Below are 22,449 nucleotides of genomic sequence, written 5' to 3'. Positions count from 1 at the left end.
ACAAAGCCGCTGGAGCCAGGAGCGCAGCGACTTTTTCCTTAAAGGCTGACGAGACGAAAGACTTCTGAGGCAGCCCTGAAATCGGCCTCGCGTCTGCGACGGCGCTCCATGGCCTCGTAATCCTCGCCCCAGACGCTTTCCTGATAAAGCTCGTCCACATGGGCGGCCATCCAGGCCTGATCTGCATCGAGCAGCCCCGCGGCATGAGCAAGCGCGATCAGCACGGAACCGGAGAGCGTGGTCATCACGTGGAGAGCGGCGAGCGCGAAGGGAGAATCGATCCGCTCGATCACGGCGCGCACAGCGACAATCGCCTCCTCGGGCTGCGTCACATGCATGACGCCTTCGGCCAGAGTAAAGCGCGCACCGTGGCTCTCCTTGACCCAGTCGAGAATGGGATTCCAAGCCTCATCCTGCGACTGGACGAGCCGTGCCGGTTCGCTGACGCGATAGTAGATCAGATCAGACCCCGCATAGCGGACGAGATCGTCCACCACCTCAATCTTGCGAGGCGTGACGCCGTCGATAGCGGAGTTGACGATGCGGGTGATCGGCATGGTGGACGGATCGATTTCCGTCCCCTGCTCCGCCCATTCTTGGGCCATCGCCTCGGCAAGTGCGCGTGAAGGCACGGCCAGCGCATGTTTGCTTGGCGTTTTGGCGCTACGTCCGTCGAGGGTGAGATGGAACAGGCCGTCCCTCTCCTCGACGCTAGCCTCCTTGTAAAAGCGCTTAGGCAGCGTGGGCTTCATGCCGGCCTGAGCCGCCCGCATCGGGTTCGGCTCGTCCTGTGATGGGAACCAGTCGCGTGAATCTGTCATGGGAGAGGAGATAGGCGTTCAGGCCGGAAGAAGCGAGGGCTCGGACAAGAAAGCCTGTAGGACCGGCGCAAGCTCCGCATAAGAATCGACGATGTGGCGAGCCCCCGTTTCCAAAAGCAGGTCCACGGGCTGGAACCCCCAGGAGACACCGATGGGCAGAACCCCGGCAGATCGCGCCATAGCCATATCGTAGCTGGAATCACCGATCATCACCGTCTCTTCCTGCGCCACGCCAAGCTCCTCCATGGCCTGGAGGATCATGGCCGGATGAGGCTTCGAAGGCGCGTCGTCCGCCGTCTGGATGGTGGAGAATACGCCCTCCCAGCCTTGCTGCTCGATGAGACGCGCCACGCCCCTGCGGGACTTACCGGTCGCAAGGCCGAGCAGAACATCGTCACGGCTTTTCAGCCGCGCGATGCACTCGCCCGCCCCCGGAAAGAGCGGCGCATCGTTGGCCGGATCGAGGCGCAGGACGTTGAAGGCATCCTTGTAGGCCTGAGCCATGCCTTCAACCGGCGCATCTGGGCCGGCCAGAACCTTGAAAGCCTCGACGAGGGACAGGCCAACGATGGAGAGCGATTTCTCCCGACCCGGCGGCTCCATGCCATAGGCGAGATATGCCCCGCGAACGGAGGCCGCAATGATGTTCTGGCTGTCGACCAGCGTGCCATCGACATCGAAAAGGACGAGCTTCAAGGAATACTCCCGTGCGTCTTTAACCCTGCGGCCCGGAGCCGTGGCAGATCTTGGGAGTGTTGATGTTCCAGTTGCCGCACTTGTCGCAGGCCGTGGCCAGCAGCCCGACGCCGATCACGAAAGCGGCCTGAAGGATAAGCTTCATAACCCGATGCCCCTGTTTTGAGCCGGTACCTTATTCAATAAATCCGGCTCCGACCAGAAGGCCGAGCCTTCTTCGACTCGAATTTGCCACAGAGGTTCCCGCGAACCGCGCTCGGAAATGATCCTGCATTGATCTTTCCGGCCTCGTCGCTCGTTGACTGGGCTCTATCTCCTACGTCCCCAGCCAAGCTCCCAGGCATAACGACACAATGGATACGCCTGAAATCCTGAACACGGATGCTCTTCTGCAGCGGATCGAAGAACTGGAGCGGGACAACCGCGAACTCCGCGCCAAGCTGCGTGACCAGAGCGTGCAGTCCCATACGGCTACGCTCCGACACGAAGCGCAAGGCCGCGAGCATGAGCTGGAGATGTCCTCTGCCACATCCCGCATCGAGAGGCTGAAGGACTCACGCGCCTCGCTCCAGGCGAGCGAGAAGCAGTTACGAGAGAGCGAAACCAGAGCGCGTACCAGCGAGAAGAAACTTCGTCAGATCGCCGACAACCTGCCCGCCCTGATCGCCTATGTGGATGCGGATCAGCGCTATCGCTTCAATAACAGAGCCTACGAGACCTGGTTTTGCCGACCAGTAAAAGACCTGTTCGGGGTTCATCTGCAGGATGCGATTGGCGAACAGACATATAGCCGCGTGAAACCGTTCATCGAGACCGTTCTCGCCGGCAAGCGGACCGGGCACGAATGGTGGGCGCACTTTCCCAGCGGCCTTCGCTTCGTAAAATCGGAATACATTCCTGATCAACGAGAGGACGGCAGCGTCGCGGGCTTTTATGTGCTCGCCTCGGACCTCACGGACATCAAGGAATCGCAAGCCGCTCTTGCGGAAAGCGAAGCTCGGCTGCGCCTGGCCATCGATGCAGGACGCATGGCGATCTGGGAGACGGATGCAGCAACGAATACGATCACAACCTCACCGGAATTGAACCGGCTTTTCGGTTTTCCGCCCGACGTCTTTCCCTCTTCGGAGGAAATCAGGAACCGATGCGCTCCCGGCGAGCAGGAAAACCTGCAACGTGCAGCTCGGGAAGCTCTGGCCCGGGGAGATCGCTATGCGGAAACGGAGTTGAGGATCATCTTGCCCGATGGCTCACAACGCTGGCTTCTGCTGCGAGCGGAGCTGCTGGACATCGAGAACGGCGTGCCGGGCCGCGCGGTCGGAGTGGCGCTCGATATTACAGATCGCAAGAGGGCCGAGGGACATCAACAGCTGTTGATCAACGAACTCAATCATCGGGTGAAGAACACGCTCACCACCGTACAATCCATCGTCACTCAAAGTCTCCGCAACGCGCGCACGGCCATGGAAGCCCGGGACGCAGTCGAAGGGCGCCTCTTCGCCCTCTCCCGCGCTCACGACATTCTCACCCGCGAGAACTGGGACGGGGCCTCCTTACATGAAGTAGTCGCGCATGCCATCGAGCCGTTCCAGGCAAGTGGAGGCGACCGCTTCCAGGTTTCAGGTGACGACGTTCGCCTGCCGCCCCGCATCGCGCTCGCTATCGCTATGGCGTTTCAGGAGCTCGGCACGAACGCTGCCAAGTATGGCGCTCTGTCGAACGAGACCGGACGCATCGCGATTGAGTGGACCATCGAGGACACCGAGGGCGCACCGCACCTCAGGATGGTCTGGCAGGAGATGAATGGCCCATCCGTGGTCAAGCCGCAGCGCCGGGGCTTCGGAACCCGGCTTATCGAGCGCAGCCTGGCTCAGGAACTGAACGGCTCGGTGAAGATCACCTTTGCACCGTCAGGGGTTGTCTGCACGATCGACGCTCCCCTGACGGATCACTGAAAGCCCGATCAGGCGGCGGCGAGCCGCCTTTCGCTCAAGGAGATGATCCGGCGGACTTCGTCGCCCTCGATGGTCTCATGCTCCAGGAGCGCATCGACCAGGGCGTCCAGCGCCTCGCGGTTGTCCTCGATGCAGGCTTTGGCAGCCGCATACATCTCCTCGATGATGCGGCGGATTTCCTGCTCGACCTCGCGCGGGAAGCTCTCGCCCGAGCGCCCCACCTTCACCATGCCGATGGTGGGGCTCATGCCCCATTCGGTGACCATGCGGGTTGCGATGTTGGTGGCATGCGCGATGTCGCTCGCCGCACCGGTTGTAACCTTGCGGGGGCCGAAGACAACTTCTTCAGCCGCGCGTCCGCCCATGGCGACGATCAGATCGGCCTCGAGCTTCTCCACGGGGATGCAGTAGCGGTCGTTTTCCGGCAGGCGCATGACGAGGCCGAGGGCCTGGCCGTGCGGGATGATGGTGGCGCTGTGCACCTTGTCCGAACCCGGCGTCAGGCAGGCGCAGATGGCGTGCCCTGCCTCGTGAACGGCGACGAGCCTGCGTTCCTCGCTGGTGATCACGAGCGAGCGGCGCTCAAGGCCCATGATGATCTTGTTGCGTGCTGCCTCCAGGTGATCGCGGCTGATCTCAGCCACGCCATCGCGCGCGGCGAAGATCGCCGCCTCGTTCAGAAGGTTGCCCAGATCGGCGCCGGAAAAGCCCGGAGTGCCCCGAGCAATGGCAGCGAGATTGACCCCAGCCGCCAGCTTCACGTTACGGGCATGCACGGCCAGGATCGCCTCGCGGCCAGTGATGTCGGGAAGTCCGATATGCACCTGCCGGTCGAAGCGGCCGGGGCGCAGCAGCGCAGGATCGAGCACATCGACCCGGTTCGTGGCGCCGATCACGATCACACCTGAAGTGGTGTTGAACCCGTCCATCTCGACGAGGAGCTGGTTGAGCGTCGACTCGAACTCACGATCTGCCGCCGAGCCGCCGCCGCCGCGCTTGCGGCCGATGGCATCAATCTCGTCGATGAAGACCAAGCACGGCGCACGCCGACGGGCCTGCTCGAACAGCTTGGACACGCGGCTCTTGGCGATGCCGATCAGAGGAGCAGAGAAGTCGCTGCCCGACACGGCGATGAAGGACACGCCGGCTTCGCCTGCCAGCGCCTTGGCGATGAGCGTCTTGCCCGTTCCGGGCGGGCCGACCATCAGCACGCCGCGAGGGATGCGCGCGCCCACATTCTCGAAGGCCTGGGAGTTGCGCAGGAAGGCGATGACCTCCTGCAGCTCGGCCTTCGCCTCCTCCTGGCCTGCCACGTCATCGAAGCGGTCCGGAATGTTCCTGGCCGCGCGCGGCCAGCGATTGGTCGGCTTGAAATCGACCTGAACGGCCACGAGCGCCAGCACTGCGGCAACCATGATCAGCGAAATCACGAAGCTCGCCGCATGCGATGCATCGATGCCGGACGGCTTGAAATCCACCTGGGCGCCAAGGGCGGTCGCCCGGTCAATGGTCTGGGCGCTCAGCAACGAACTCGGCAGCCGCACGAAGGCTTCCTCGTTCGCGATCCAAACAGAGAGGCCTCCGTCGTGCACTTGAACCTTGCGAACTTTTCCGGCTTCCAGTTCGCGAGAGAACTCGGAATAGGCGATCTCGTGGACCTTCTCGGAGAGGACAAAAGGCGCGGATACGGCAGCAGCGACCACTGCCAGCGCCAGAACGGCAGCGGTGATGGCCACGCTTTTCCTGCGCAAGAGCTGTCTTGCTTTCTCGATCACATTGGTCACGGACGCCCCCTTGGCGAACTTCGTTTCTTATCAGCGAAGTTCGACCTCTAGTCTTTTTTGACGCAGTCCGCAGTACGGCGAAAAGGCACACCCTTGATGAAGGGGGCCGGGGATCAGTTCAGAAGATCCCGATATTCCTTGTGCCGGCGCAGCCACGCGTAAGCGTAGCCGCAGAGAGGCGTGATTTTTCTTCCCTCGGTGCGAGCAATCTCGGCAATACCGCGCATCAGCTCGTCTGCAGCCCCGGTGCCGCGCAGAGGAACAGCAGCCTCGACATATCTGATCACGAGGGACGAGTCTCGACGTTCGTAATTCGCGAAAGCGAAATGACCGTTGCGCTCAAGCTCGAAACGGTGACCGGCTGCGTTGTCGCGAATAGCGCTGCCCATCTTCAACTCCCTCAATCGACGTCACGGGGACAACGTTACGCCGCAATGCGCGTTCCGAAAACAGCCACGCTTGAGGAACAACCGAAGGCTCCTCCTGTTTCGATGAGCAGGAGGTTGTCATCCATGCCTACCGTCTTTCTCGATTGCGACGGCGTTCTCGCGGATTTCGACAAAGGAGCGACGCAAGTTTTCGGGATGCCTCCCGGCGAGTACGAGCGCCGGTTCGGCCTCAAACGGTTCTGGGCGGAGCTCGCCGTGACGGAGGGTTTCTTCAACACGCTCGATCTGCTCCCCGATGCCATGGAACTGTTCGAAGCGGTCCGCCATCTCGACCCGGTGATCCTCACCGGTCTGCCCCGGGGCAACTGGGCCGAGCCGCAGAAACTCCGCTGGGCCGAGCGGCACTTTCCGGGCGTGGAAGTCATCACCACCACGGCAGCGCTGAAGCGCGAATATTGCCAGCATGGCGATGCTCTCGTCGACGACAGGGACAAATACCGCCATCTTTGGGAAGGCGTCGGCGGCATTTTCATCCATCACAAGAACGCCGCCAGCTCAATCCGTCAGCTGCGCGAGCATGGCTTCCTGCCGAAGGCTTAGAGCATCGGACCCAAAAGTGGACCTGCACTTTTGGGTCCGATGCTCCCCTCTTTGATGAGCGCATCGTTCGGGGCGGAAAACCGGGGCCACTTTTCCGCACGATGCGCTAGAGTATCTATCCCCTCATCCTGAGAAGCCGAGAAGCGGCGTCTCGAAGGATGATCCAGTGCCCTTTGGAGACGCCTCGTCCTTCGAGACGGACCTGACGGTCCTCCTCAGGATGAGGCTTTGGACAGTTTTATAGATCTTCTTAGTCGGCCAGCTTCTGCTCCAGGCGAGCCTTCACTTGGGGCCATTCCTCCCGGAGGATGCTGTAGACGACGGTGTCGCGAATATGCCCGTCGGGCATGATCATGTGACGCCGCAGGATGCCGTCAAGCTTGGCTCCGAGGCGCTCGATGGCGGCACGCGACTGATCGTTCTGCGAGTGAGTGCGGATCTCCACCGCGATACAGCCCAGGACCTCAAAGGCATGATGGAGCATGAGATACTTCGCATGCGTGTTCACGAAGGTCCGCTGCCAGGATTTCGCGATCCAGGTCGTGCCGATCTCGACCCGGTGATTGGCGGCATCGATGTTCATGAAACGGGTCGAACCCACGACCCGATCGCCGTCCTTCACCATTGTCGCGAAAGGCAGCGCGAGGCCCGCAACCTGCAAATCCAGCGCCTTGCGCACATACTCCTCGAAGCCTTCCGGCCTCGGCACCGTGGTCGTCCTCTTCTCCCACAAGGCGCCATCGCTGGCCGCTTGGCCGAGCGCGGGAATGTCGTGGAGGCTCAAGGGACGAAGAAAAACCCGGTCGGTCGAGAGGGTCACAGGCTCGATGTGCAGCATGGTCGAAGGGCCTTTGCGCTCTTAGTGCTGAAGCTTCGCCATTCATCGTCGAGCATGCGGCCACAGTCAAACATCACCGACCGGGGAAAGTACGCCGTCCCCGGTCGTGGGAGCAAATCGGTCTTATTCGCTTTAGCTCAGCAGATAAACGATGGCCGGCAAGCCCACCGCCAAACCGGCCAGAGCCCAGGCTCCGATAGCCTGTTGCCAAGCCACGTCGCCTGTCACGTTGCGCAAGCGTCGCGCGAAGGTCCCGGATTCCGCCACCTGTCCGCTCAGGCATGAGCACAAAGCGTAATGCGCCTGCCCGTCCGAGAGCCCGAAATACCGCATGGCATCACCGAGCTTGTCGCTTGCAAGCCCATCCGTCCGCAGGATCGGATCCTCATAGGCCACTGTCAGGGGAGAGTTATCCTCCCGAACCAGAGCCCGTTCTGCCGGGGGCTTGTATTCGATTTCGCCAAGGGAGTTCAGACGCCGAGTCGGATCACGCTCGAGAAGGTTGATCCAGCGATCCAGCCGTTCCTGCCGGGTCAATGGCTTCGGCTGAACGTCGGCAACGCTACGGAGATAGTCGAGATCTTTGTGTTCCATCGATCCCCTCCTTGCCAATGTCCCGGTCATCCAGTGGGGTGACCGAGGCAAGAAATGGTGCACCTCGCCCACGGCAAAAGTGCGACAAGAAGGGCATCGAAAGAAGAAAGGCCGGATTACTCCTCAGGAGCCTCGACGATGGGGTCGTACTGACTCGTATCGAAGCCGAGAAGGTTGAAGCTCTGCTGCATGTGAGGCGGCAACGGAGCCGTCACATCGATCGGCTTTCCGGTTCGCGGGTGCGCGATCACGATGCGCCGTGCAAGCAGATGCAGCTTGTTCTGGATGCCGCCCGGAAGCTCCCAGTTCTCGATATCGAAATACTTCGGATCGCCGACGATGGGATGGCCGATATGGGCCGTGTGCGCACGCAGCTGGTGCGTGCGTCCGGTGACCGGCTTCAGCGACAGCCAGGAGAGCTTCTGCGCCGCCGTATCGATCACGGCGTAATAGGTGAGCGCATGGCTCGCCCCCTCATCGCCGTGACGCGCGACCTTCATGCGCGCATCGCCCTCCTCGCCCTCCTTGGCGAGATACGTGGAGACGCGGCCCTGGCGGACGCGCGGCACGCCGGCGACCAGTGCCCAATAGATCTTGCGCGTGGTGCGCGAGCGGAAGGACTTCGCCATCGTGGACGCGGCAAAGCGCGTCTTGGCGATGACAAGACAGCCTGCCGTATCCTTGTCGAGACGGTGCACGAGGCGCGGCTTCTGCCCTTCCTCGTCGCGCATGCATTCGAGCAGGCCATCCACGTGACGCGTCGTGCCGGAGCCGCCCTGCACGGCCAAGCCCATCGGCTTGTTGATGATGAGAACATCTTTGTCCTCATAGAGCGTGATGGACTGCAGGAACTCTAGATCACTCTGCTCCTTCGCCGCATTGCGCGAGACCGGGCGCGGCTGGTCGAGCTTCAGTGGCGGAATGCGGACCTTCTGGCCGGCGGCGAGCCGGTCGTTGGGCTGCGCGCGCTTGCCGTCGACGCGCAGCTCGCCCTTGCGGACGATGCGCTGGATATGGGTGAAGGCGAGCTGCGGGAAGCGGGCGACCAGGAAGCGGTCGACACGCATGTCCGCCTCGTCGGGCTCGACGACAAGCGTCTGCACGCCCGTCGCCAGCACTTCCTGGGCGGCGGCCTTGGCCTGAGCCCGAGTGGGCTTGTGCGGAGCCTCGGCCGCGGGCCGCGCGGCAGCCTTGGCCGATGGCGTCTTGGTCGCCGGTCTCTCGCGGTAAGGCGCCTCGGAACGGCTCGTCGCCGCAGGCTTTGCGCTACGCGGCTTGGTAGAGGCGCCCTTGGGAGGCCCTTTGCGCGCGGGCTTGTCCTCGCGGGAGCGGAAGCTCTGCCGCGCCCCGGACCGCCCGCGACGGGCCCCATTCTGTCCTGAACTGCTTTTCTTCATGAGGTTGTGGGTATCAGAGCGCCGCCTTTGCGGCAATCGAGGTTGAGCCTGCGGAGGGATTTAAACCCCAATACCGCAAGGGCGCAGAAAGTTCAGCACCGCCTCGTGGCATGTCAGCCAGTTCGCACCCTTCTCCGCATAGAAGGAATGACCTGCTCCTGGGAGAAGAAGCTTCTCCAAACGGCTCCCCTCACTCCAACAGGTCGTCGGCCGGGAGTGATCCTGATCCCCGAAGACCGTAAGGGCCGGGATCGGCATCGCATGCGGATCCTCATCCTTCAGCCGCGTGGAGGAGATGCAGACGAGCCGGTTCAGGCGAAGGCCACGCAGAACGCTTTTCCAGAGCACCGCTCCTCCGGAGCTGTAGCCCAATCCGACTTCCGCATCTCCGAAACACTCAAGCACCCTGGCCGCGGCCGCATCGAAGCCGCCTAGGACCAGAGCGCGGTAGAGTTCCTCACCGTGATGCGGAACACCAAGAAGCTCCCCTAATCCCACCCTCTTGACGGAAATCGAACCCCTCAGACCGGACAGAAAACACGTTTCCTGTGACGGCAGATCGTTGATATCGGTGAGGACGATGCACTTCATGAGGAGGCCTTAAGCCACCATAGTCCTTATGAGCGCCAGCCCAGTCGCAAGGCCTGCGATGGACAGGACGACGGATGCCGCCACATAGCCGAGCGCAAGCCCCATCTGGCCCCGTTCCCAGATCAGCATCGCATCAAGGGAGAAGGCTGAGAAGGTGGTGAAGCCGCCGAGGATTCCGGTGGTGAGGAAGAGGCGCATATGCTGGCTCCATCCCGTGCCTGCCTTGAAGGCGAGCCATCCGGCGATGGCGCCCATGAGAAATGATCCCACCACGTTCACCGTTAGCGTGCCATAGGGAAAGGCGGTCCCACAATATCGCGCGCAACCGAGATTGACCCCGTGACGGAGCGCGCCGCCGATACCGGCACCGAGGAAGACGAGAAGATAGGCTTGCATGATTTAGTCCTGGTCGTCTTCGCCGCGACGCTCACGACGAAGTTTCTCCCACCAATCGAGGCGCTTCTTCACCTCGCGCTCGAAGCCGCGATCGACGGGCTCGTAGAAATGCTGACGTCCGAGTTTCTCGGGCCAGTAATCCTGACCCGAGAAGGCATCAGGCTCGTCATGGTCATAGCGATAGGTTGCGCCATAGCCGATCTTCTTCATGAGCTTGGTCGGCGCATTGAGGATCGTCTTCGGCGGCATGAGGGAACCGTGCTCCTTCGCCACCGCCGTCGCCGCCTTGTAGGCCGTGTAAAGCGCGTTAGATTTCGGCGCCGTGGCAAGATAGACGGTGGCCTGCGCAAGCGCGAGTTCGCCCTCGGGCGAGCCGAGAAAATCGAAGGCATCCTTTGCGGCGTTCGCAATCACAAGTGCCTGCGGATCGGCAAGACCGATATCCTCCACCGCCGCCCGAACGAGGCGGCGCGCGATGAAAAGCCGATCCTCACCGGCATCGAGCATGCGCGCGAGGTAATAGAGCGCCGCATCCGGGTCAGAGCCGCGAATGGTCTTGTGGAGCGCGGAGATAAGATTGTAGTGCCCCTCCTGCCCCTTGTCGTAGATCGGCGCGCGACGCTGGATGATCTCCTGCAGCTGCTCGGCATCGAAGGTCTCGTCAGGCTTGGCCGAACGCCAGACCTCTTCGGCCAGCGTCAGAGCGGCACGGCCGTCGCCGTCGGACATACGCACGAGCGAGGCGCGGGCCTCCCCATCGAGCGGCAGCTTCTTGCCGGTGATCTCTTCGGCTCTCGAGAGGATCTTTTCAATCGCCTCTTCATCGAGCGACTTGAAGAGAAGCACGCGTGCACGAGAGAGAAGCGCCGCATTCAGCTCAAAAGATGGGTTCTCGGTCGTTGCGCCCACCAGCGTGATCGTGCCGTCTTCCATCACGGGCAGGAAGGCATCGAGCTGGGCGCGGTTGAAGCGATGGATCTCGTCGACGAAGAGCAGCGTGCCCGTGCCGAGCAGGCGGCGCTGCCGTGCAGCCTCGAACACCTTCTTCAGGTCGGCAACGCCCGAAAAGATCGCCGAGATCTGGTCGAAGTGCAGATCGGTCTCATGGGCCAAGAGCCGCGCGACCGTGGTCTTGCCGGTGCCGGGCGGCCCCCAGAAGATCAGGGAGCCGAGAGATTTCGAGGCGATGAGCCGGGTCAGGATGCCGTCCGGTCCGACCAAGTGATCCTGACCGACGACCTCGGACAGCTTCTGAGGCCGCATTCGATCCGCCAGAGGCCGAGGGGCGCTCTGATCGAGACCGGCGGATGAAAACAGGTCGCTCATGGCTCTTGCGAGCTTAGGCGCGCATAGACGTCCTGGTCCAGTCGCTGCATGAGCCTTTCAGGGTTTTCCAAGGCCGAAAAACCGTATTGGGCATACAGCCCATGCGCATCCCGCGTCGCCAGCATCCAGCGGCGCAGCTGCTGAAGTTCCGGATGTGCCATGATGGCACTCACCAGCGCCTTCCCTGCCCCCTGCCCGCGTGCGCTGGCGCAGACGAAGACATCGCAGAGATAGGCGAAGGTGGCCTTGTCGGTCACGACACGGGCAAAGCCCCGCAGCTCCCCGGCGGCGTCCCGCAGGGCAAAGCACAGGGAATTCGCCACGGAGCGTTCGAAGAACGTGCGCGGCAGCCCCTTGGCCCAGTAGCTTTCCGCCGCGATCCAGCGATAGGCCGTATCGATCTCATCCCCGGAAAGCGTGTTCGAGACGGACCATCCGCTCATCGGCCGAGGACCGTCGTGAAGACGCGACCGCCCCGATTGACCGTAATCTCCCAATAGCCGCCAGCCCGGCCGATCAGGCGCTCGGCCTCCTTCGTGGAGGGCACCCGTTCGCCATTGATCGCAACGATCAGGTCACCCTTCTCGAAACCGATGCTGCCCGCAACGCTCCGCTCATCGAGATCGGCAATCACGACGCCCTCGTCTGCCACGTCGATTTGCAGCTCGTCAGCCACTGCAGGCGAGATGTTGACGAGTGTCGCGCCCGCGAACGGGGTGCGCGCAGAGCCGCGCAGCGGATCTCGCGGCGGGACTTCCGGCGGAGGCATGAGCCTGACCTGAAGCATGCTTTGCTTGCCGCCGCGAAGAACCGTCAACGGAGCCTGCCCCTGCGTGCCTTTGAGGGTGAAGCGATAGCCAAAGGAATCCGGGTTATCGACCGGCTGACCGTCGACCGCGAGAATGACGTCGCCCCGCTTGAGGCCGGCTTCGGCGGCAGGTCCCTTTTCGTAGACGGAGGTGACGAGGACGCCTGTCGGACGCTCCAGGCCAAGGCCGGTGGCGATATCCCCGTCGACCGGCTGGAGACGCGCGCCGAGCCACGGACGCACCACGTTCTGCGCGCCCCCCTTGGCGGAATTCAGCACCACCCGCACCATGCTGGACGGCACCGCAAAGCCGATGCCGATGCTGCCGCCGGAGCGGGAATAGATGGCCGTGTTGATGCCCACGACGCGTCCATTCATGTCGATGAGGGCACCGCCCGAATTGCCGGGATTGATGGCGGCGTCGGTCTGAATGAAGAACTGATAATCAGAGATGCCGACCTGCGTCCGCGCCAGGGCGGAGACGATGCCCTGGGTCACCGTCTGCCCGACACCGAAGGGGTTGCCGATGGCAAGCACGATATCGCCGACCTGGAGGCTTTCCGAGTCGCCCAGCTCGACCGCTTGGAGATTTGTAGCCCCCTTCAGCCTGAGCACGGCGATGTCCGTGCGCGAGTCGCGCAGAACGATCTCTGCCTCGAACTCGCGCCGGTCGGCGAGCGCCACCTTCACCTCGTTCATGTTCTCGATGACATGGTTATTGGTGATCACGAGGCCTGATGGATCGACGATCACGCCGGAGCCGAGGGACCTCTGAGACCGCCCGCGCGGGACACCCGGCGCATCATCCCCGAAGAAACGGCGGAAATATTCCTCCATCGCCGTACTCTGCCGGCGCTCCGTGCGGCTGGCATAGACATTGACCACTGCACCTGCGGTCTGGCGGACGATGGGAGCGAAAGAGAGCTGCACCTGGGCCTTGCTCTCAGGCACCACCCGCTGCGTCTGCGCCGTGGCGCCCCCTACCCCCAGAGCCAGGACGACAGCGACGATCGACAGACGGAACGGAGAAAAGCGCATGGCGGCGAATCCCTTCAACAACGGCAACAACCGATAGCGCATCGTGCGGAAAAGTGGACCCGGTTTTCGCTGACGCGGACCTCCGGCTCCGCCCCGAACGATGCGCCGGTTAAAATGGGAGCACCGGCTTAACTCCGAAAGTGCAAGTCCACCTTTGGAGCCGATGCTCTGGAACGCGGCACTGAAAACACCACGTTCCAAGGATTGGAGCAGATAGCCCCTCCTACAAGCAAAAAGGGCGGCCCGAAGGACCGCCCTTGATGAAGTCTGACGAGTGCCGAGTGGTTACTCAGCGGCCTCGACGATCTCTTCCTTCTGGGTCGGACCGGAGTCCTGGCCGCGTGCATCGACGTCGCGGTCGACGAACTCGATCACAGCCATCGGGGCGTTGTCGCCGTAGCGGAAGCCGGCCTTGAGAACGCGGGTGTAGCCGCCGTTGCGGTCCTTGTAGCGAGCGCCAAGAACGTCGAACAGCTTCTTGACCATGGCCTCATCGCGCAGCTTGGACATGGCCTGACGGCGGGCGTGCAGGTCACCGCGCTTGCCGAGCGTGATCAGCTTCTCGACGACCGGACGGAGGTCCTTGGCCTTCGGCAGCGTGGTAACGATCTGCTCGTGTTTGATCAGCGCAGCCGCCATGTTGGCGAACATTGCTTTGCGGTGCTCGGTCGTGCGGTTGAAACGACGACCACGGAATCCGTGACGCATTGGCTCTCTCCTAGATCTTGCGGCCGCCGTGCCAAGGTACGGCCGTCTCTCTTATGATCCGCTTTTTCGAGCGGGGCAGGTTTGAAGCCGCCTTCCGTTGGAGAAGGCGGCTTCAGGGAACTTAGTAGTGCTCTTCGAAGCGCTTCGCGAGGTCTTCGATGTTCTCCGGCGGCCAGCCCGGCACGTCCATGCCGAGGTGCAGGCCCATGCCGGCCAGAACTTCCTTGATCTCGTTGAGGGACTTGCGACCGAAGTTCGGAGTGCGGAGCATTTCCGCCTCGGACTTCTGGATGAGGTCACCGATATAGACGATATTGTCGTTCTTCAGGCAGTTGGCCGAACGGACCGACAGCTCGAGCTCGTCGACCTTCTTGAGCAGGGCCGGATTGAACGGCAGCTGCGGGGCAGCGGCAGCCGTCTCTTCCTTGCGCGGCTCTTCGAAGTTGACGAAGACCTGGAGCTGGTCCTGCAGGATGCGGGCGGCATAGGCCACGGCATCCTCAGGCGACACGGCGCCGTTGGTCTCGACTGTCATGATGAGCTTGTCGTAGTCGAGAATCTGGCCCTCGCGGGTGTTCTCGATGCGGTACGACACCTTCTTCACCGGGCTGTAGAGGGAGTCGACCGGGATGAGGCCGATCGGAGCATCCTCGGCGCGGTTGCGCTCGGCCGGGACGTAGCCCTTGCCGGTGTCGACCGTGAACTCCATGCGGATCTCGGCGCCCTCGTCGAGGGTGCAGAGCACGAGCTCAGGATTCAGGATCTGCACGTCGCCAACCGTGTTGATGTCGCCAGCGGTGACGGCACCGGGGCCGGTCTTGCGAAGCGTCAGGCGCTTCGGGCCTTCACCCTGCATCTTGATGGCGATTGCCTTCACGTTGAGGACGATATCCGTCACATCCTCGCGGACGCCCGGGATAGACGAGAACTCATGCAGCACGCCGTCGATATGGATCGACGTCACGGCGGCGCCCTGGAGCGACGACAGGAGAACGCGACGCAGCGAGTTGCCGAGCGTCGTGCCGAAACCACGCTCGAGCGGCTCGGCCACGACCGTCGCAATGCGCTTCGGATCGTCACCGGGGGCGACTTCGAGCTTGTTCGGCTTAATCAGCTCTTGCCAGTTCTTTTGGATCACAACCACACCTCTTGAGGTACCGCTCGAAGGGCGGCTTCAACGCCGGCCCTAAACCGGAATGCGCGCGGGCCGTGGCCCACGCGCCGGATGATCTTGATTAGACGCGGCGACGCTTGCGCGGGCGGCAGCCGTTGTGCGGGATCGGCGTCACATCACGGATCGAAGTGACGGTGAAGCCTGCCGACTGAAGGGCGCGCAGCGCGGACTCACGGCCGGAGCCGGGGCCGGACACCTCGACCTCGAGGGTGCGCATGCCGTGCTCGGAAGCCTTGCGGGCGGCGTCCTCAGCTGCAACCTGCGCAGCGTACGGGGTCGACTTACGCGAGCCCTTGAAGCCCATCGCGCCGGCCGAGGACCACGAGATCGTGTTGCCCTGGGCGTCGGTGATGGTGATCATGGTGTTGTTGAACGAGGCGTTCACATGCGCCACGCCGGAGACGATGTTCTTGCGTTCGCGGCGGCGGACGCGGGTCGCTTCTTTTGCCATTCCAAAGATCCTTCAAACGCGCCCGTGATGCCAGGCGCTCGGGAGAAAAGGCCACCCTGACCGGGCAGCCATGAAAACTTACTTCTTCTTGCCGGCGATCGGCTTCGCCTTGCCCTTACGGGTGCGAGCGTTCGTGTGGGTGCGCTGACCACGAACCGGCAGGCTGCGGCGGTGGCGCAGGCCACGATAAGCACCGAGATCCATCAGGCGCTTGATGTTCATGGACACTTCACGGCGAAGGTCACCCTCAACCATGTAATCACGGTCGATGGTTTCGCGGATGGCCAGAACCTCGGCGTCGGTCAGCTGGTTCACGCGGCGCTCGGCCGGGATGTTGACCTTCTCGATGATCTCCTGAGCCTTCTTGGGCCCAATGCCGTGGATATACTGAAGCGCGATCACAACGCGCTTGGCGGTCGGGATGTTGACGCCTGCAATACGGGCCATCGTCCGTCTCCATATGGTCGAAGCCTGAGCTTCTGTTGATGTTTCGCGCGTCCGGTGGAGGCCGGCCCCTGCGCGGGTTATTTATGCAAAAGAAAACGGCCCGAGCGACCTCTTCCGAAGCCCTCAGAACCGAATAACTTCCGATGCAAGGGTTGGCACATAGCCCCTTTCTGGCGCTACGTCAACTCTTTTTGAGAACCTCAGAGGCTGGATCCCTCCGATTACGAAAGTCCCTGCTTTGAAAGTTGCGTATCAGGGTTGTGTTCTATTTTTGTTCTTGATAATATTCCTGAAACCAGCCAAGCTTAGATGGTTGATTGGGGTCTTTTTGAATGAATCAGCCCCTTCGCTCCAAAAGCAATTTGCTCTCATTGAGATGCCGCCTCGTTGCCCTCCGGCGGCAGGCCTTAGATCTTCGACTGCGGCATTTTCTTGAGCATCGATATGACCCTAACCAGCCTCGTGTCCCAGCTGGATCGTCAGGTGGGGGCGCTGGACGAGCAGTCGCGGCGGTGGCAGCAATGGTGCGTATCGAAATCGAGAGGTCGCGCCTCAAACCGAGCGCCTCAAAGTCGATGATAGAGCTGGCCGGATAACACTGGCTGCGCGACAGAAGATCGACGAGTGTGCGCTGCAGTATGAACGGGACCGCTTCCACTGTCGGCTTGTCGCTATGCGAAGCTGCTACGCTCAGGCCAAGGTCCGCCAAGTGGCGTGTGAGAATGGTTATCCAATTCCACCGCTGAACTATTAGGGATTTCGATGCTTATCTCGACACGAAAGCTTGAGTATGTGACTGAGGACGGAGTTGTCATACCCGTTCCAGTGTCATTGTATGCCCCTGAAGAGAATGAAAAGGACTGGAGCTGTCGGTATACCATAGGCTGGCCAAACGGCATTGAGGCGCGTGCAGCCTATGGAATAGACTCTGTTCAGGCACTGGTCCTGACACTTCAAAGCATCGGAATAAGCCTCTATTTCAGCGACTATCACAAGTCAGGTCGGCTGAGATGGGGCGATCCGAACGATGGGTACGGCTTCCCCGTACCAAAGAACGCACGGGACATGCTTATCGGCTATGATAAAAAGTTCGATGGCTGAATAAGCACTGATTTTATCGGACAAGCCGATCTCATGCAGGATCCGAGGCTTAGTGATTGCAGGGGCCAATTGCCCCTGCCCTCTGCTCTCACCGTCCGAGAATGTCCTTGACCGCTTCGGTCACCTCGTCGATCGGCCTCATGCCGTCGACGGTCTTCAGCATGCCCTTGCCCTGATAATAGGCGGAGAGCGGCGCCGTCTGGGCCCGGTAGGCCTCGAGACGGGTCTTGAAGACTTCCGGATTGTCGTCCTTGCGGACCGGCTCGCCGCGGGCTTCGCATTCCTGAGCACGCTTCACGATGCGGCCCACGAGCTCGTCCTCGTTGACCTTGAACTCGATGACCGCATCGAGCTTAAGGCCCTTCTGGGCCAGCATGGAATCGAACGCCTCGGCCTGCGCGACCGTCCGGGGGAATCCGTCGAGGATGAAGCCTTTCTTGGCGTCGGCTTCCTCGATCCGGTCGGCGATGATTCCCACCACGATATCGTCGGAAACCAGATCGCCCCGATCCATGACGGCCTTGGCCTTGAGACCCACTGGCGTGCCGGCAGCCACCGCTGCGCGGAGCATGTCGCCGGTCGACAGCTGGGGAATCCCCAGGCGCTCGACCAGACGTACAGCCTGGGTCCCTTTACCGGCCCCAGGCGGCCCCAGCAGGATGATCCTCATAGACGTTCCCCTCAATATTTAGGGTTTCCCGCCTTGCCCGGCGAGAAACCCAGTTCTTTACCGCCGCCGTGCGCCCTTGAGCTTCGCCTTCTTGACGAGACCCTCGTACTGGTGAGCCAGAAGGTGGCCGTGCACCTGAGCGACCGTGTCCATGGTAACCGACACGACGATCAGAAGCGAAGTACCGCCAAAGTAGAATGGCAGGGCCGCGTATGAGACCAGAAGCTCTGGAATCAGGCAGATGATGACGAGGTAAGCTGCACCGAGAACGGTGATGCGAGTCAACACCTGATCGATAAAGTCGGCCGTCCGTTCACCAGGACGAATACCCGGGATGAAGCCGCCCTGCTTCTTCAGGTTGTCTGCCGTTTCGGTGGGGTTGAACACGATCGCCGTGTAGAAGAACGCGAAAAAGACGATCAGGGCCGCATAGAGGAACATGTAGGCCGGGCGCCCATGGCCCAGATAAGCCGTCAGCATAGCGACAATGCCTGTGCCGTCAGTACTCTGGAAGCTGGCGATAGTGGCCGGCAGCAGGAGCAGGGAAGAGGCGAAGATCGGCGGAATCACGCCCGACGTGTTCAGCTTGAGCGGCAGGAACGAGGTCTGCCCCTCGTACATGCGGTTGCCGACCTGGCGCTTCGGATAATTGATGAGCAGGCGGCGCTGGGCGCGCTCCATGAACACGACGAAGTAGATGATGGCGACAGCCATCACGATCACGCCGAGGATCAGCCCCGTGGAGATCGCGCCCTGACGGCCGAGCTCGAGGGTTCCGGCGATGGCTCGCGGCAGGTTGGCGACGATGCCTGCGAAGATGATCAGCGAGGTACCGTTGCCGATGCCGCGCGAGGTGATCTGCTCGCCCAGCCACATGAGGAACATGGTGCCGCCGGTGAGCGTGATGACCGTGGAGATCAGGAAGAATGGCCCGGGCGCCAGCACGATGTTGCCGGAGCTCTGCAGACCAACCGCGATGCCCCACGACTGGAAGAGCGCAAGGAACACGGTGAGATAGCGGGTGTACTGGTTCAGGATCTTGCGACCCGCCTCGCCTTCCTTCTTCAGCGCCTCAAGCGAGGGAAGAACAGAGGTGAGGAGCTGAACGATGATCGATGCCGAGATGTAAGGCATGATGTTCAGGGCAAAAATCGCCATGCGCTCGACGGCGCCGCCCGAGAACATGTTGAACAGGCCCAGCACGCCGCCGCTGGCGTTCTGGAAGCTCTGGGCCAGAGCCTCCGGATTGACGCCCGGCAGCGGAATATAGGTGCCGAGGCGATAGATGATGAGCGCACCGAGGGTGAACCAAATGCGCTTCTTCAATTCTTCGGCTTTGGCGATCGAACCGAAATTGATGTTTGCGGCGAGTTGCTCGGCTGCTGAAGCCATTTTTCGTCCCCGAAATACCCAAGCATGATCGACGTTGAAGCGGAGACGTCTCCGCACGGATCATGCAAATCTTAAGGCAGGAGCTTGATCGCGCCTTCATCGGGCGCAGTCAAACTGAAACTTACGTAACTCACATCACACAAACGGCGGCCACGCGATCAGACGCGGGCCGCCGCTTGGATCTTCAGCTAATGTGGGCTCAGGCTCACGCCTGTGCAACGGCGCCCAGGAGGGTCACCGAGCCGCCCGCCTTCTCGATCGCCTCGACGGCCGACTTGGACGCGCCATGGACCTGGAAGGACAGCTTGGCCTTGAGTTCGCCGACGCCGAGGATCTTCACGCCGTCGCGCGGCTTGGAGACCACACCGGCGGCAACCAGCGTCTCGACGGTGACCGGAGCGGCCTGGTCGAGCTTGCCGGCCTCGACCGCTTGCTGAATGCGGCCGACATTGACCTCGTTCAGCTCGATGGCGTTCGGCTTGTTGAAGCCGCGCTTCGGCAGACGACGGTGCAGAGGCATCTGACCGCCTTCGAAGCCCTTGATCGCCACGCCGGTACGGGCCTTCTGACCCTTCACGCCGCGACCACCGGTCTTGCCCTTGCCCGAGCCGATACCACGGCCGACGCGCATGCGGTTCTTGGTGGAACCTTCGTTGTCACGAATTTCGTTAAGTTTCATGACCGCTCTCCTCACTGCCCGTCGACAACGCGCACGAGGTGCTTGACCTTCTCGATCATGCCGCGCACAGCCGGCGTGTCTTCCAAGGTCGAGGTGCGATGAAGCTTGTTGAGCTTGAGGCCGATCAGCGTCTGGCGCTGCTTGGCCTCGCGGCGGATCGGCGAACCGACCTGCTCAACGGTGATGGTTGCTGCTGCAGCAGGCTTCTTTGCCATTGTCGAAGCCTCCCTTACGCTTCAGCGCCAGCATCGGCGCTGGCATCAGCATCGCGACGGCGAGCCTGCAGCGTCGAGACCTTCAGGCCACGGCGAGCAGCCACGGCGCGCGGGCTGTCCTCGTTCTTGAGCGCATCGAAGGTTGCACGAACGAGGTTGTAGGGGTTCGACGAGCCGAGCGACTTCGACACGACGTCCTGCATGCCGACCGCCTCGAAGACAGCGCGCATCGGACCGCCGGCGATGATGCCGGTACCCTGGGGAGCAGCACGCAGCACGACCTTGCCGGCGCCGTGGCGGCCGTTCACGTCGTGGTGCAGGGTGCGGCCCTCGCGGAGGGACACGCGGATCATCGAACGCTTTGCAGCGTCGGTGGCCTTGCGGATCGCTTCCGGAACCTCACGAGCCTTGCCATGGCCGAAGCCGACGCGGCCCTTCTGGTCGCCAACGACGACGAGAGCAGCGAAGCCGAAGCGACGGCCGCCCTTCACGACTTTGGCAACGCGGTTGATGTGGACCAGACGATCCACGAATTCGCTGTCGCGCTCTTCGCGATCAGCACGTTCTCTCGGTTCTCTTGCCATGAGACCTCTCACTTGCGCGGGCGGCGGGCCCGCTCGCTAAGGGTTGTATACGATACCCGCCGTAAAGCACGATCAGGGCGGGAGGTAAACCACTCCCCGCCCCGCTCATGAATTTTCGAAAGAATTAGAAGTCCAGACCGCCTTCACGGGCAGCGTCGGCCAGAGCCTTGACGCGGCCATGATAAAGGTAGCCCGAGCGATCGAAGATCACCTGCGTCACGCCAGCCTTGGCTGCGCGCTCGGCAACGAGCTTGCCCACTTCCTTTGCCGCCTCGACGGTGGCGCCGGTCTTGAGCTTGCCGCGCATGTCCTTCTCAAGGGTCGAAGCCGAAGCGACGGTCACGCCGCGCTCGTCATCGATGACCTGGGCATAGATCTGCTTGGACGAACGGAACACCGACAAACGCGGGCGGCCGTTCGCAGCCTTCTTGATCGCACGGCGTACCCGAGCCTTGCGGCGATCTTCAGCGCCTTTCTTCTCAGCCATGATACGTCGTCCTTACTTCTTCTTGCCTTCCTTGCGGAAGATGAACTCGTCGGAATACTTGACGCCCTTGCCCTTGTAGGGCTCCGGACCGCGATATTCGCGGATCTCGGCGGCAGTCTGGCCGACCTTCTGCTTGTCGATGCCGGCGACGACGACTTCAGTCGGCTTAGGCGTCGTGATCGTGATGCCGGCCGGAATTTCGAAGTCGATGTCATGGCTGTAGCCGAGCGACAGCTTCAGCACCTTGCCAGCGACAGCGGCCTTGTAGCCGACGCCGTTGATCTCAAGGCGCTTCTCGAAGCCGTTGGACACGCCCTGCACCAGGTTGGCAACCTGAGCGCGGGAGAGGCCCCACTTGGCGCGAGCATCCTTGGACTGGTCGCGCGGGGTCACCGACACGGCACCATTCTCAAGAGCAACCGACACTTCATCGGGAACAAGGAACGAGAGTTCGCCCTTCGAGCCCTTCATCTTCACCATCTGACCGTCAACGGTCGCCGTCACACCCGACGGAACCGGAACCGGCTTTTTGCCTACTCGTGACATTCTGGAATCTCCGTGGTTCTGTGCTGTTGCTTAGGCCTTAGAAGACCTTGCAGAGCACTTCGCCGCCCACGTTCTTCTCACGGGCCTCATGATCGGCCATCACGCCCTGAGGCGTCGAGAGAATGGTGATGCCGAGGCCGTCAGCCACGCGAGGCATGGTGTCGACGGAAGCATACACGCGGCGGCCCGGCTTGGAGACGCGCTCGATGGAGCGGATCACCGGCTGACCGTCATAGTACTTCAGCTCGATCGAGAACTCGGTACGGCCATTGCCGAACTCGGTCTGCGAGTAGTCGCGAATGTAGCCTTCGTTCTTGAGAACCTCGAGAACACGGGCACGGAGCTTCGAGCCAGGGGTGCTGACAGTGCCGCGACGACGCATCTGCGCGTTGCGGATACGGGTGAGCATATCGCCCAACGGATCGTTGATCATATAACGCCCCCCCTCTTACCAGCTGGACTTCACGAGGCCCGGGATCAGGCCCTTGTTGCCGAGCTCGCGCAGAGCGATGCGCGACATGCCGAGCTTGCGGTAGTAAGCGCGCGGACGGCCCGTGATCTCGCAACGGTTGCGGATCCGGGTCGGGCTCGCATTGCGCGGCAGCTCAGCGAGCTTGAGGCGCGCCTCGAAGCGCTCCTCCATACTCTTCGACTCATCGTTGGCGATCGCCAGCAGGCGCTCGCGACGGCCGGCGAACTTCTTCACCAGCTGACGACGATGCTTGTTCTTCTCAATAGCGCTTTTCTTAGCCATTCTTTTAT

General features: G+C 62.0%; 29 protein-coding genes. 3 read left to right on the top strand and 26 right to left on the bottom strand.

Translation table 11 applies throughout. The features are described 5' to 3' along the window. Window positions 1-38: 38 nt before the first annotated feature. Genes ACUXUR_RS15345 through ACUXUR_RS15335 form a run of 3 tightly spaced genes read right to left on the bottom strand, consistent with a single transcriptional unit; the run spans window position 39 to window position 1,662 of the window. A complete protein-coding gene (locus tag ACUXUR_RS15345; RefSeq protein WP_445503211.1) occupies window positions 39-821 on the bottom strand; it encodes an ATP12 family chaperone protein in 783 nt (260 codons plus the stop codon). A gap of 18 nt (window positions 822-839) precedes the next feature. Further along, entirely contained in the window at window positions 840-1,517 is a 678-nt protein-coding gene (locus ACUXUR_RS15340) for an HAD-IA family hydrolase (RefSeq protein ID WP_445503210.1), read from the bottom strand. A gap of 19 nt (window positions 1,518-1,536) precedes the next feature. Then, on the bottom strand, window positions 1,537-1,662 hold the full coding sequence (locus ACUXUR_RS15335) for a hypothetical protein (protein ID WP_256369855.1): 126 nt from the start codon (window positions 1,660-1,662) through the stop codon (window positions 1,537-1,539). A 208-nt stretch (window positions 1,663-1,870) separates the two neighbouring features. Here ACUXUR_RS15335 and ACUXUR_RS15330 point away from each other — a divergent pair, with 208 nt between their 5' ends. Beyond that, entirely contained in the window at window positions 1,871-3,472 is a 1,602-nt protein-coding gene (locus ACUXUR_RS15330) for a sensor histidine kinase (RefSeq protein ID WP_445503209.1), read from the top strand. 8 nt (window positions 3,473-3,480) lie between these two features. Here ACUXUR_RS15330 and ftsH read toward each other — a convergent pair whose 3' ends face one another. Together ftsH and ACUXUR_RS15320 are read right to left on the bottom strand one after the other, a co-directional pair. After that, entirely contained in the window at window positions 3,481-5,256 is a 1,776-nt protein-coding gene (gene ftsH / locus ACUXUR_RS15325; RefSeq protein ID WP_445503208.1) for an ATP-dependent zinc metalloprotease FtsH, read from the bottom strand. A 113-nt stretch (window positions 5,257-5,369) separates the two neighbouring features. Continuing rightward, the gene (locus tag ACUXUR_RS15320; RefSeq protein ID WP_445503207.1) at window positions 5,370-5,645 is read right to left on the bottom strand and encodes a GNAT family N-acetyltransferase; all 276 of its coding nucleotides are present in this window, start codon (window positions 5,643-5,645) and stop codon (window positions 5,370-5,372) included. A 123-nt stretch (window positions 5,646-5,768) separates the two neighbouring features. On the opposite strand from ACUXUR_RS15320, the gene ACUXUR_RS15315 reads away from it, so the two are divergent. Beyond that, window positions 5,769-6,245, top strand: coding sequence for a 5' nucleotidase, NT5C type (locus ACUXUR_RS15315; RefSeq protein ID WP_445503206.1), 477 nt, complete (start codon window positions 5,769-5,771; stop codon window positions 6,243-6,245). Between the two features lie 250 nt (window positions 6,246-6,495). Here the strand turns inward: ACUXUR_RS15315 and ACUXUR_RS15310 are convergent, their stop codons facing one another. The 12 genes from ACUXUR_RS15310 to rpsM all read right to left on the bottom strand — a co-directional run bounded on the left by ACUXUR_RS15310 (window position 6,496) and on the right by rpsM (window position 16,013). Beyond that, window positions 6,496-7,083 (bottom strand): GNAT family N-acetyltransferase, encoded by a 588-nt coding sequence (locus ACUXUR_RS15310; protein WP_445503205.1) that lies wholly within the window; start codon window positions 7,081-7,083, stop codon window positions 6,496-6,498. 132 nt (window positions 7,084-7,215) lie between these two features. Beyond that, window positions 7,216-7,677 (bottom strand): hypothetical protein, encoded by a 462-nt coding sequence (locus ACUXUR_RS15305; protein ID WP_445503204.1) that lies wholly within the window; start codon window positions 7,675-7,677, stop codon window positions 7,216-7,218. A 116-nt stretch (window positions 7,678-7,793) separates the two neighbouring features. Further along, entirely contained in the window at window positions 7,794-9,074 is a 1,281-nt protein-coding gene (locus tag ACUXUR_RS15300) for an RluA family pseudouridine synthase (RefSeq protein WP_445503203.1), read from the bottom strand. Window positions 9,075-9,134: 60 nt separating this feature from the next. Continuing rightward, the gene (locus tag ACUXUR_RS15295; protein WP_445503202.1) at window positions 9,135-9,665 is read right to left on the bottom strand and encodes an alpha/beta fold hydrolase; all 531 of its coding nucleotides are present in this window, start codon (window positions 9,663-9,665) and stop codon (window positions 9,135-9,137) included. Between the two features lie 9 nt (window positions 9,666-9,674). Next, on the bottom strand, window positions 9,675-10,061 hold the full coding sequence (gene crcB, locus ACUXUR_RS15290) for a fluoride efflux transporter CrcB (protein ID WP_445503201.1): 387 nt from the start codon (window positions 10,059-10,061) through the stop codon (window positions 9,675-9,677). Window positions 10,062-10,064: 3 nt separating this feature from the next. Further along, window positions 10,065-11,387, bottom strand: coding sequence for a replication-associated recombination protein A (locus ACUXUR_RS15285; protein WP_445503200.1), 1,323 nt, complete (start codon window positions 11,385-11,387; stop codon window positions 10,065-10,067). Continuing rightward, on the bottom strand, window positions 11,384-11,830 hold the full coding sequence (locus tag ACUXUR_RS15280; protein WP_445503199.1) for a GNAT family N-acetyltransferase: 447 nt from the start codon (window positions 11,828-11,830) through the stop codon (window positions 11,384-11,386). The genes ACUXUR_RS15285 and ACUXUR_RS15280 overlap by 4 nt, the downstream gene beginning before the upstream one ends. Further along, a complete protein-coding gene (locus tag ACUXUR_RS15275) occupies window positions 11,827-13,233 on the bottom strand; it encodes a Do family serine endopeptidase (protein WP_445503198.1) in 1,407 nt (468 codons plus the stop codon). The genes ACUXUR_RS15280 and ACUXUR_RS15275 overlap by 4 nt, the downstream gene beginning before the upstream one ends. Before the next feature lie 285 nt (window positions 13,234-13,518). Further along, window positions 13,519-13,941, bottom strand: a complete 423-nt coding sequence (gene rplQ, locus ACUXUR_RS15270) for a 50S ribosomal protein L17 (RefSeq protein WP_116529238.1) — start codon at window positions 13,939-13,941, stop codon at window positions 13,519-13,521. A 121-nt stretch (window positions 13,942-14,062) separates the two neighbouring features. Further along, window positions 14,063-15,085, bottom strand: a complete 1,023-nt coding sequence (locus ACUXUR_RS15265) for a DNA-directed RNA polymerase subunit alpha (protein WP_445503197.1) — start codon at window positions 15,083-15,085, stop codon at window positions 14,063-14,065. A 91-nt stretch (window positions 15,086-15,176) separates the two neighbouring features. Further along, window positions 15,177-15,566 carry a 30S ribosomal protein S11 gene (gene rpsK, locus ACUXUR_RS15260; RefSeq protein ID WP_047186967.1) on the bottom strand — a complete coding sequence of 130 codons (390 nt, stop codon included), beginning with the start codon at window positions 15,564-15,566 and terminating at the stop codon, window positions 15,177-15,179. 78 nt (window positions 15,567-15,644) lie between these two features. Beyond that, complete coding sequence (gene rpsM / locus ACUXUR_RS15255) at window positions 15,645-16,013, bottom strand: 30S ribosomal protein S13 (protein ID WP_047186968.1); 369 nt, start codon at window positions 16,011-16,013, stop codon at window positions 15,645-15,647. Window positions 16,014-16,775: 762 nt separating this feature from the next. Here rpsM and ACUXUR_RS15250 point away from each other — a divergent pair. Continuing rightward, on the top strand, window positions 16,776-17,114 hold the full coding sequence (locus ACUXUR_RS15250; RefSeq protein ID WP_445503196.1) for a DUF6968 family protein: 339 nt from the start codon (window positions 16,776-16,778) through the stop codon (window positions 17,112-17,114). Between the two features lie 88 nt (window positions 17,115-17,202). Here ACUXUR_RS15250 and ACUXUR_RS15245 read toward each other — a convergent pair whose 3' ends face one another. From ACUXUR_RS15245 to rpsN, 9 genes are all read right to left on the bottom strand, one after another. Continuing rightward, the gene (locus ACUXUR_RS15245) at window positions 17,203-17,784 is read right to left on the bottom strand and encodes an adenylate kinase (RefSeq protein WP_445503195.1); all 582 of its coding nucleotides are present in this window, start codon (window positions 17,782-17,784) and stop codon (window positions 17,203-17,205) included. Window positions 17,785-17,841: 57 nt separating this feature from the next. Beyond that, window positions 17,842-19,176, bottom strand: a complete 1,335-nt coding sequence (secY, locus tag ACUXUR_RS15240; RefSeq protein WP_445503194.1) for a preprotein translocase subunit SecY — start codon at window positions 19,174-19,176, stop codon at window positions 17,842-17,844. A gap of 205 nt (window positions 19,177-19,381) precedes the next feature. Next, window positions 19,382-19,855 carry a 50S ribosomal protein L15 gene (rplO, locus tag ACUXUR_RS15235; RefSeq protein ID WP_445503193.1) on the bottom strand — a complete coding sequence of 158 codons (474 nt, stop codon included), beginning with the start codon at window positions 19,853-19,855 and terminating at the stop codon, window positions 19,382-19,384. Window positions 19,856-19,866: 11 nt separating this feature from the next. After that, the gene (gene rpmD / locus ACUXUR_RS15230) at window positions 19,867-20,070 is read right to left on the bottom strand and encodes a 50S ribosomal protein L30 (protein ID WP_445503192.1); all 204 of its coding nucleotides are present in this window, start codon (window positions 20,068-20,070) and stop codon (window positions 19,867-19,869) included. 14 nt (window positions 20,071-20,084) lie between these two features. Beyond that, window positions 20,085-20,654: a 30S ribosomal protein S5 gene (gene rpsE / locus ACUXUR_RS15225; RefSeq protein ID WP_160882516.1), complete on the bottom strand. Its 570-nt coding sequence runs from the start codon at window positions 20,652-20,654 to the stop codon at window positions 20,085-20,087. Between the two features lie 124 nt (window positions 20,655-20,778). Then, window positions 20,779-21,141, bottom strand: a complete 363-nt coding sequence (gene rplR, locus ACUXUR_RS15220) for a 50S ribosomal protein L18 (protein ID WP_445503191.1) — start codon at window positions 21,139-21,141, stop codon at window positions 20,779-20,781. Between the two features lie 12 nt (window positions 21,142-21,153). Beyond that, window positions 21,154-21,687 carry a 50S ribosomal protein L6 gene (rplF, locus tag ACUXUR_RS15215; RefSeq protein WP_445503190.1) on the bottom strand — a complete coding sequence of 178 codons (534 nt, stop codon included), beginning with the start codon at window positions 21,685-21,687 and terminating at the stop codon, window positions 21,154-21,156. A gap of 37 nt (window positions 21,688-21,724) precedes the next feature. Then, the gene (gene rpsH, locus ACUXUR_RS15210; RefSeq protein ID WP_116529228.1) at window positions 21,725-22,120 is read right to left on the bottom strand and encodes a 30S ribosomal protein S8; all 396 of its coding nucleotides are present in this window, start codon (window positions 22,118-22,120) and stop codon (window positions 21,725-21,727) included. Between the two features lie 15 nt (window positions 22,121-22,135). Continuing rightward, window positions 22,136-22,441 carry a 30S ribosomal protein S14 gene (gene rpsN, locus ACUXUR_RS15205; protein ID WP_445503189.1) on the bottom strand — a complete coding sequence of 102 codons (306 nt, stop codon included), beginning with the start codon at window positions 22,439-22,441 and terminating at the stop codon, window positions 22,136-22,138. Window positions 22,442-22,449 lie beyond the last annotated feature (8 nt).

This window comes from Microvirga medicaginis, assembly GCF_052658925.1.
The sequence above is the reverse complement of the archived record's forward strand: the minus strand, read 5'-3'. Positions and strand labels throughout refer to the sequence as shown.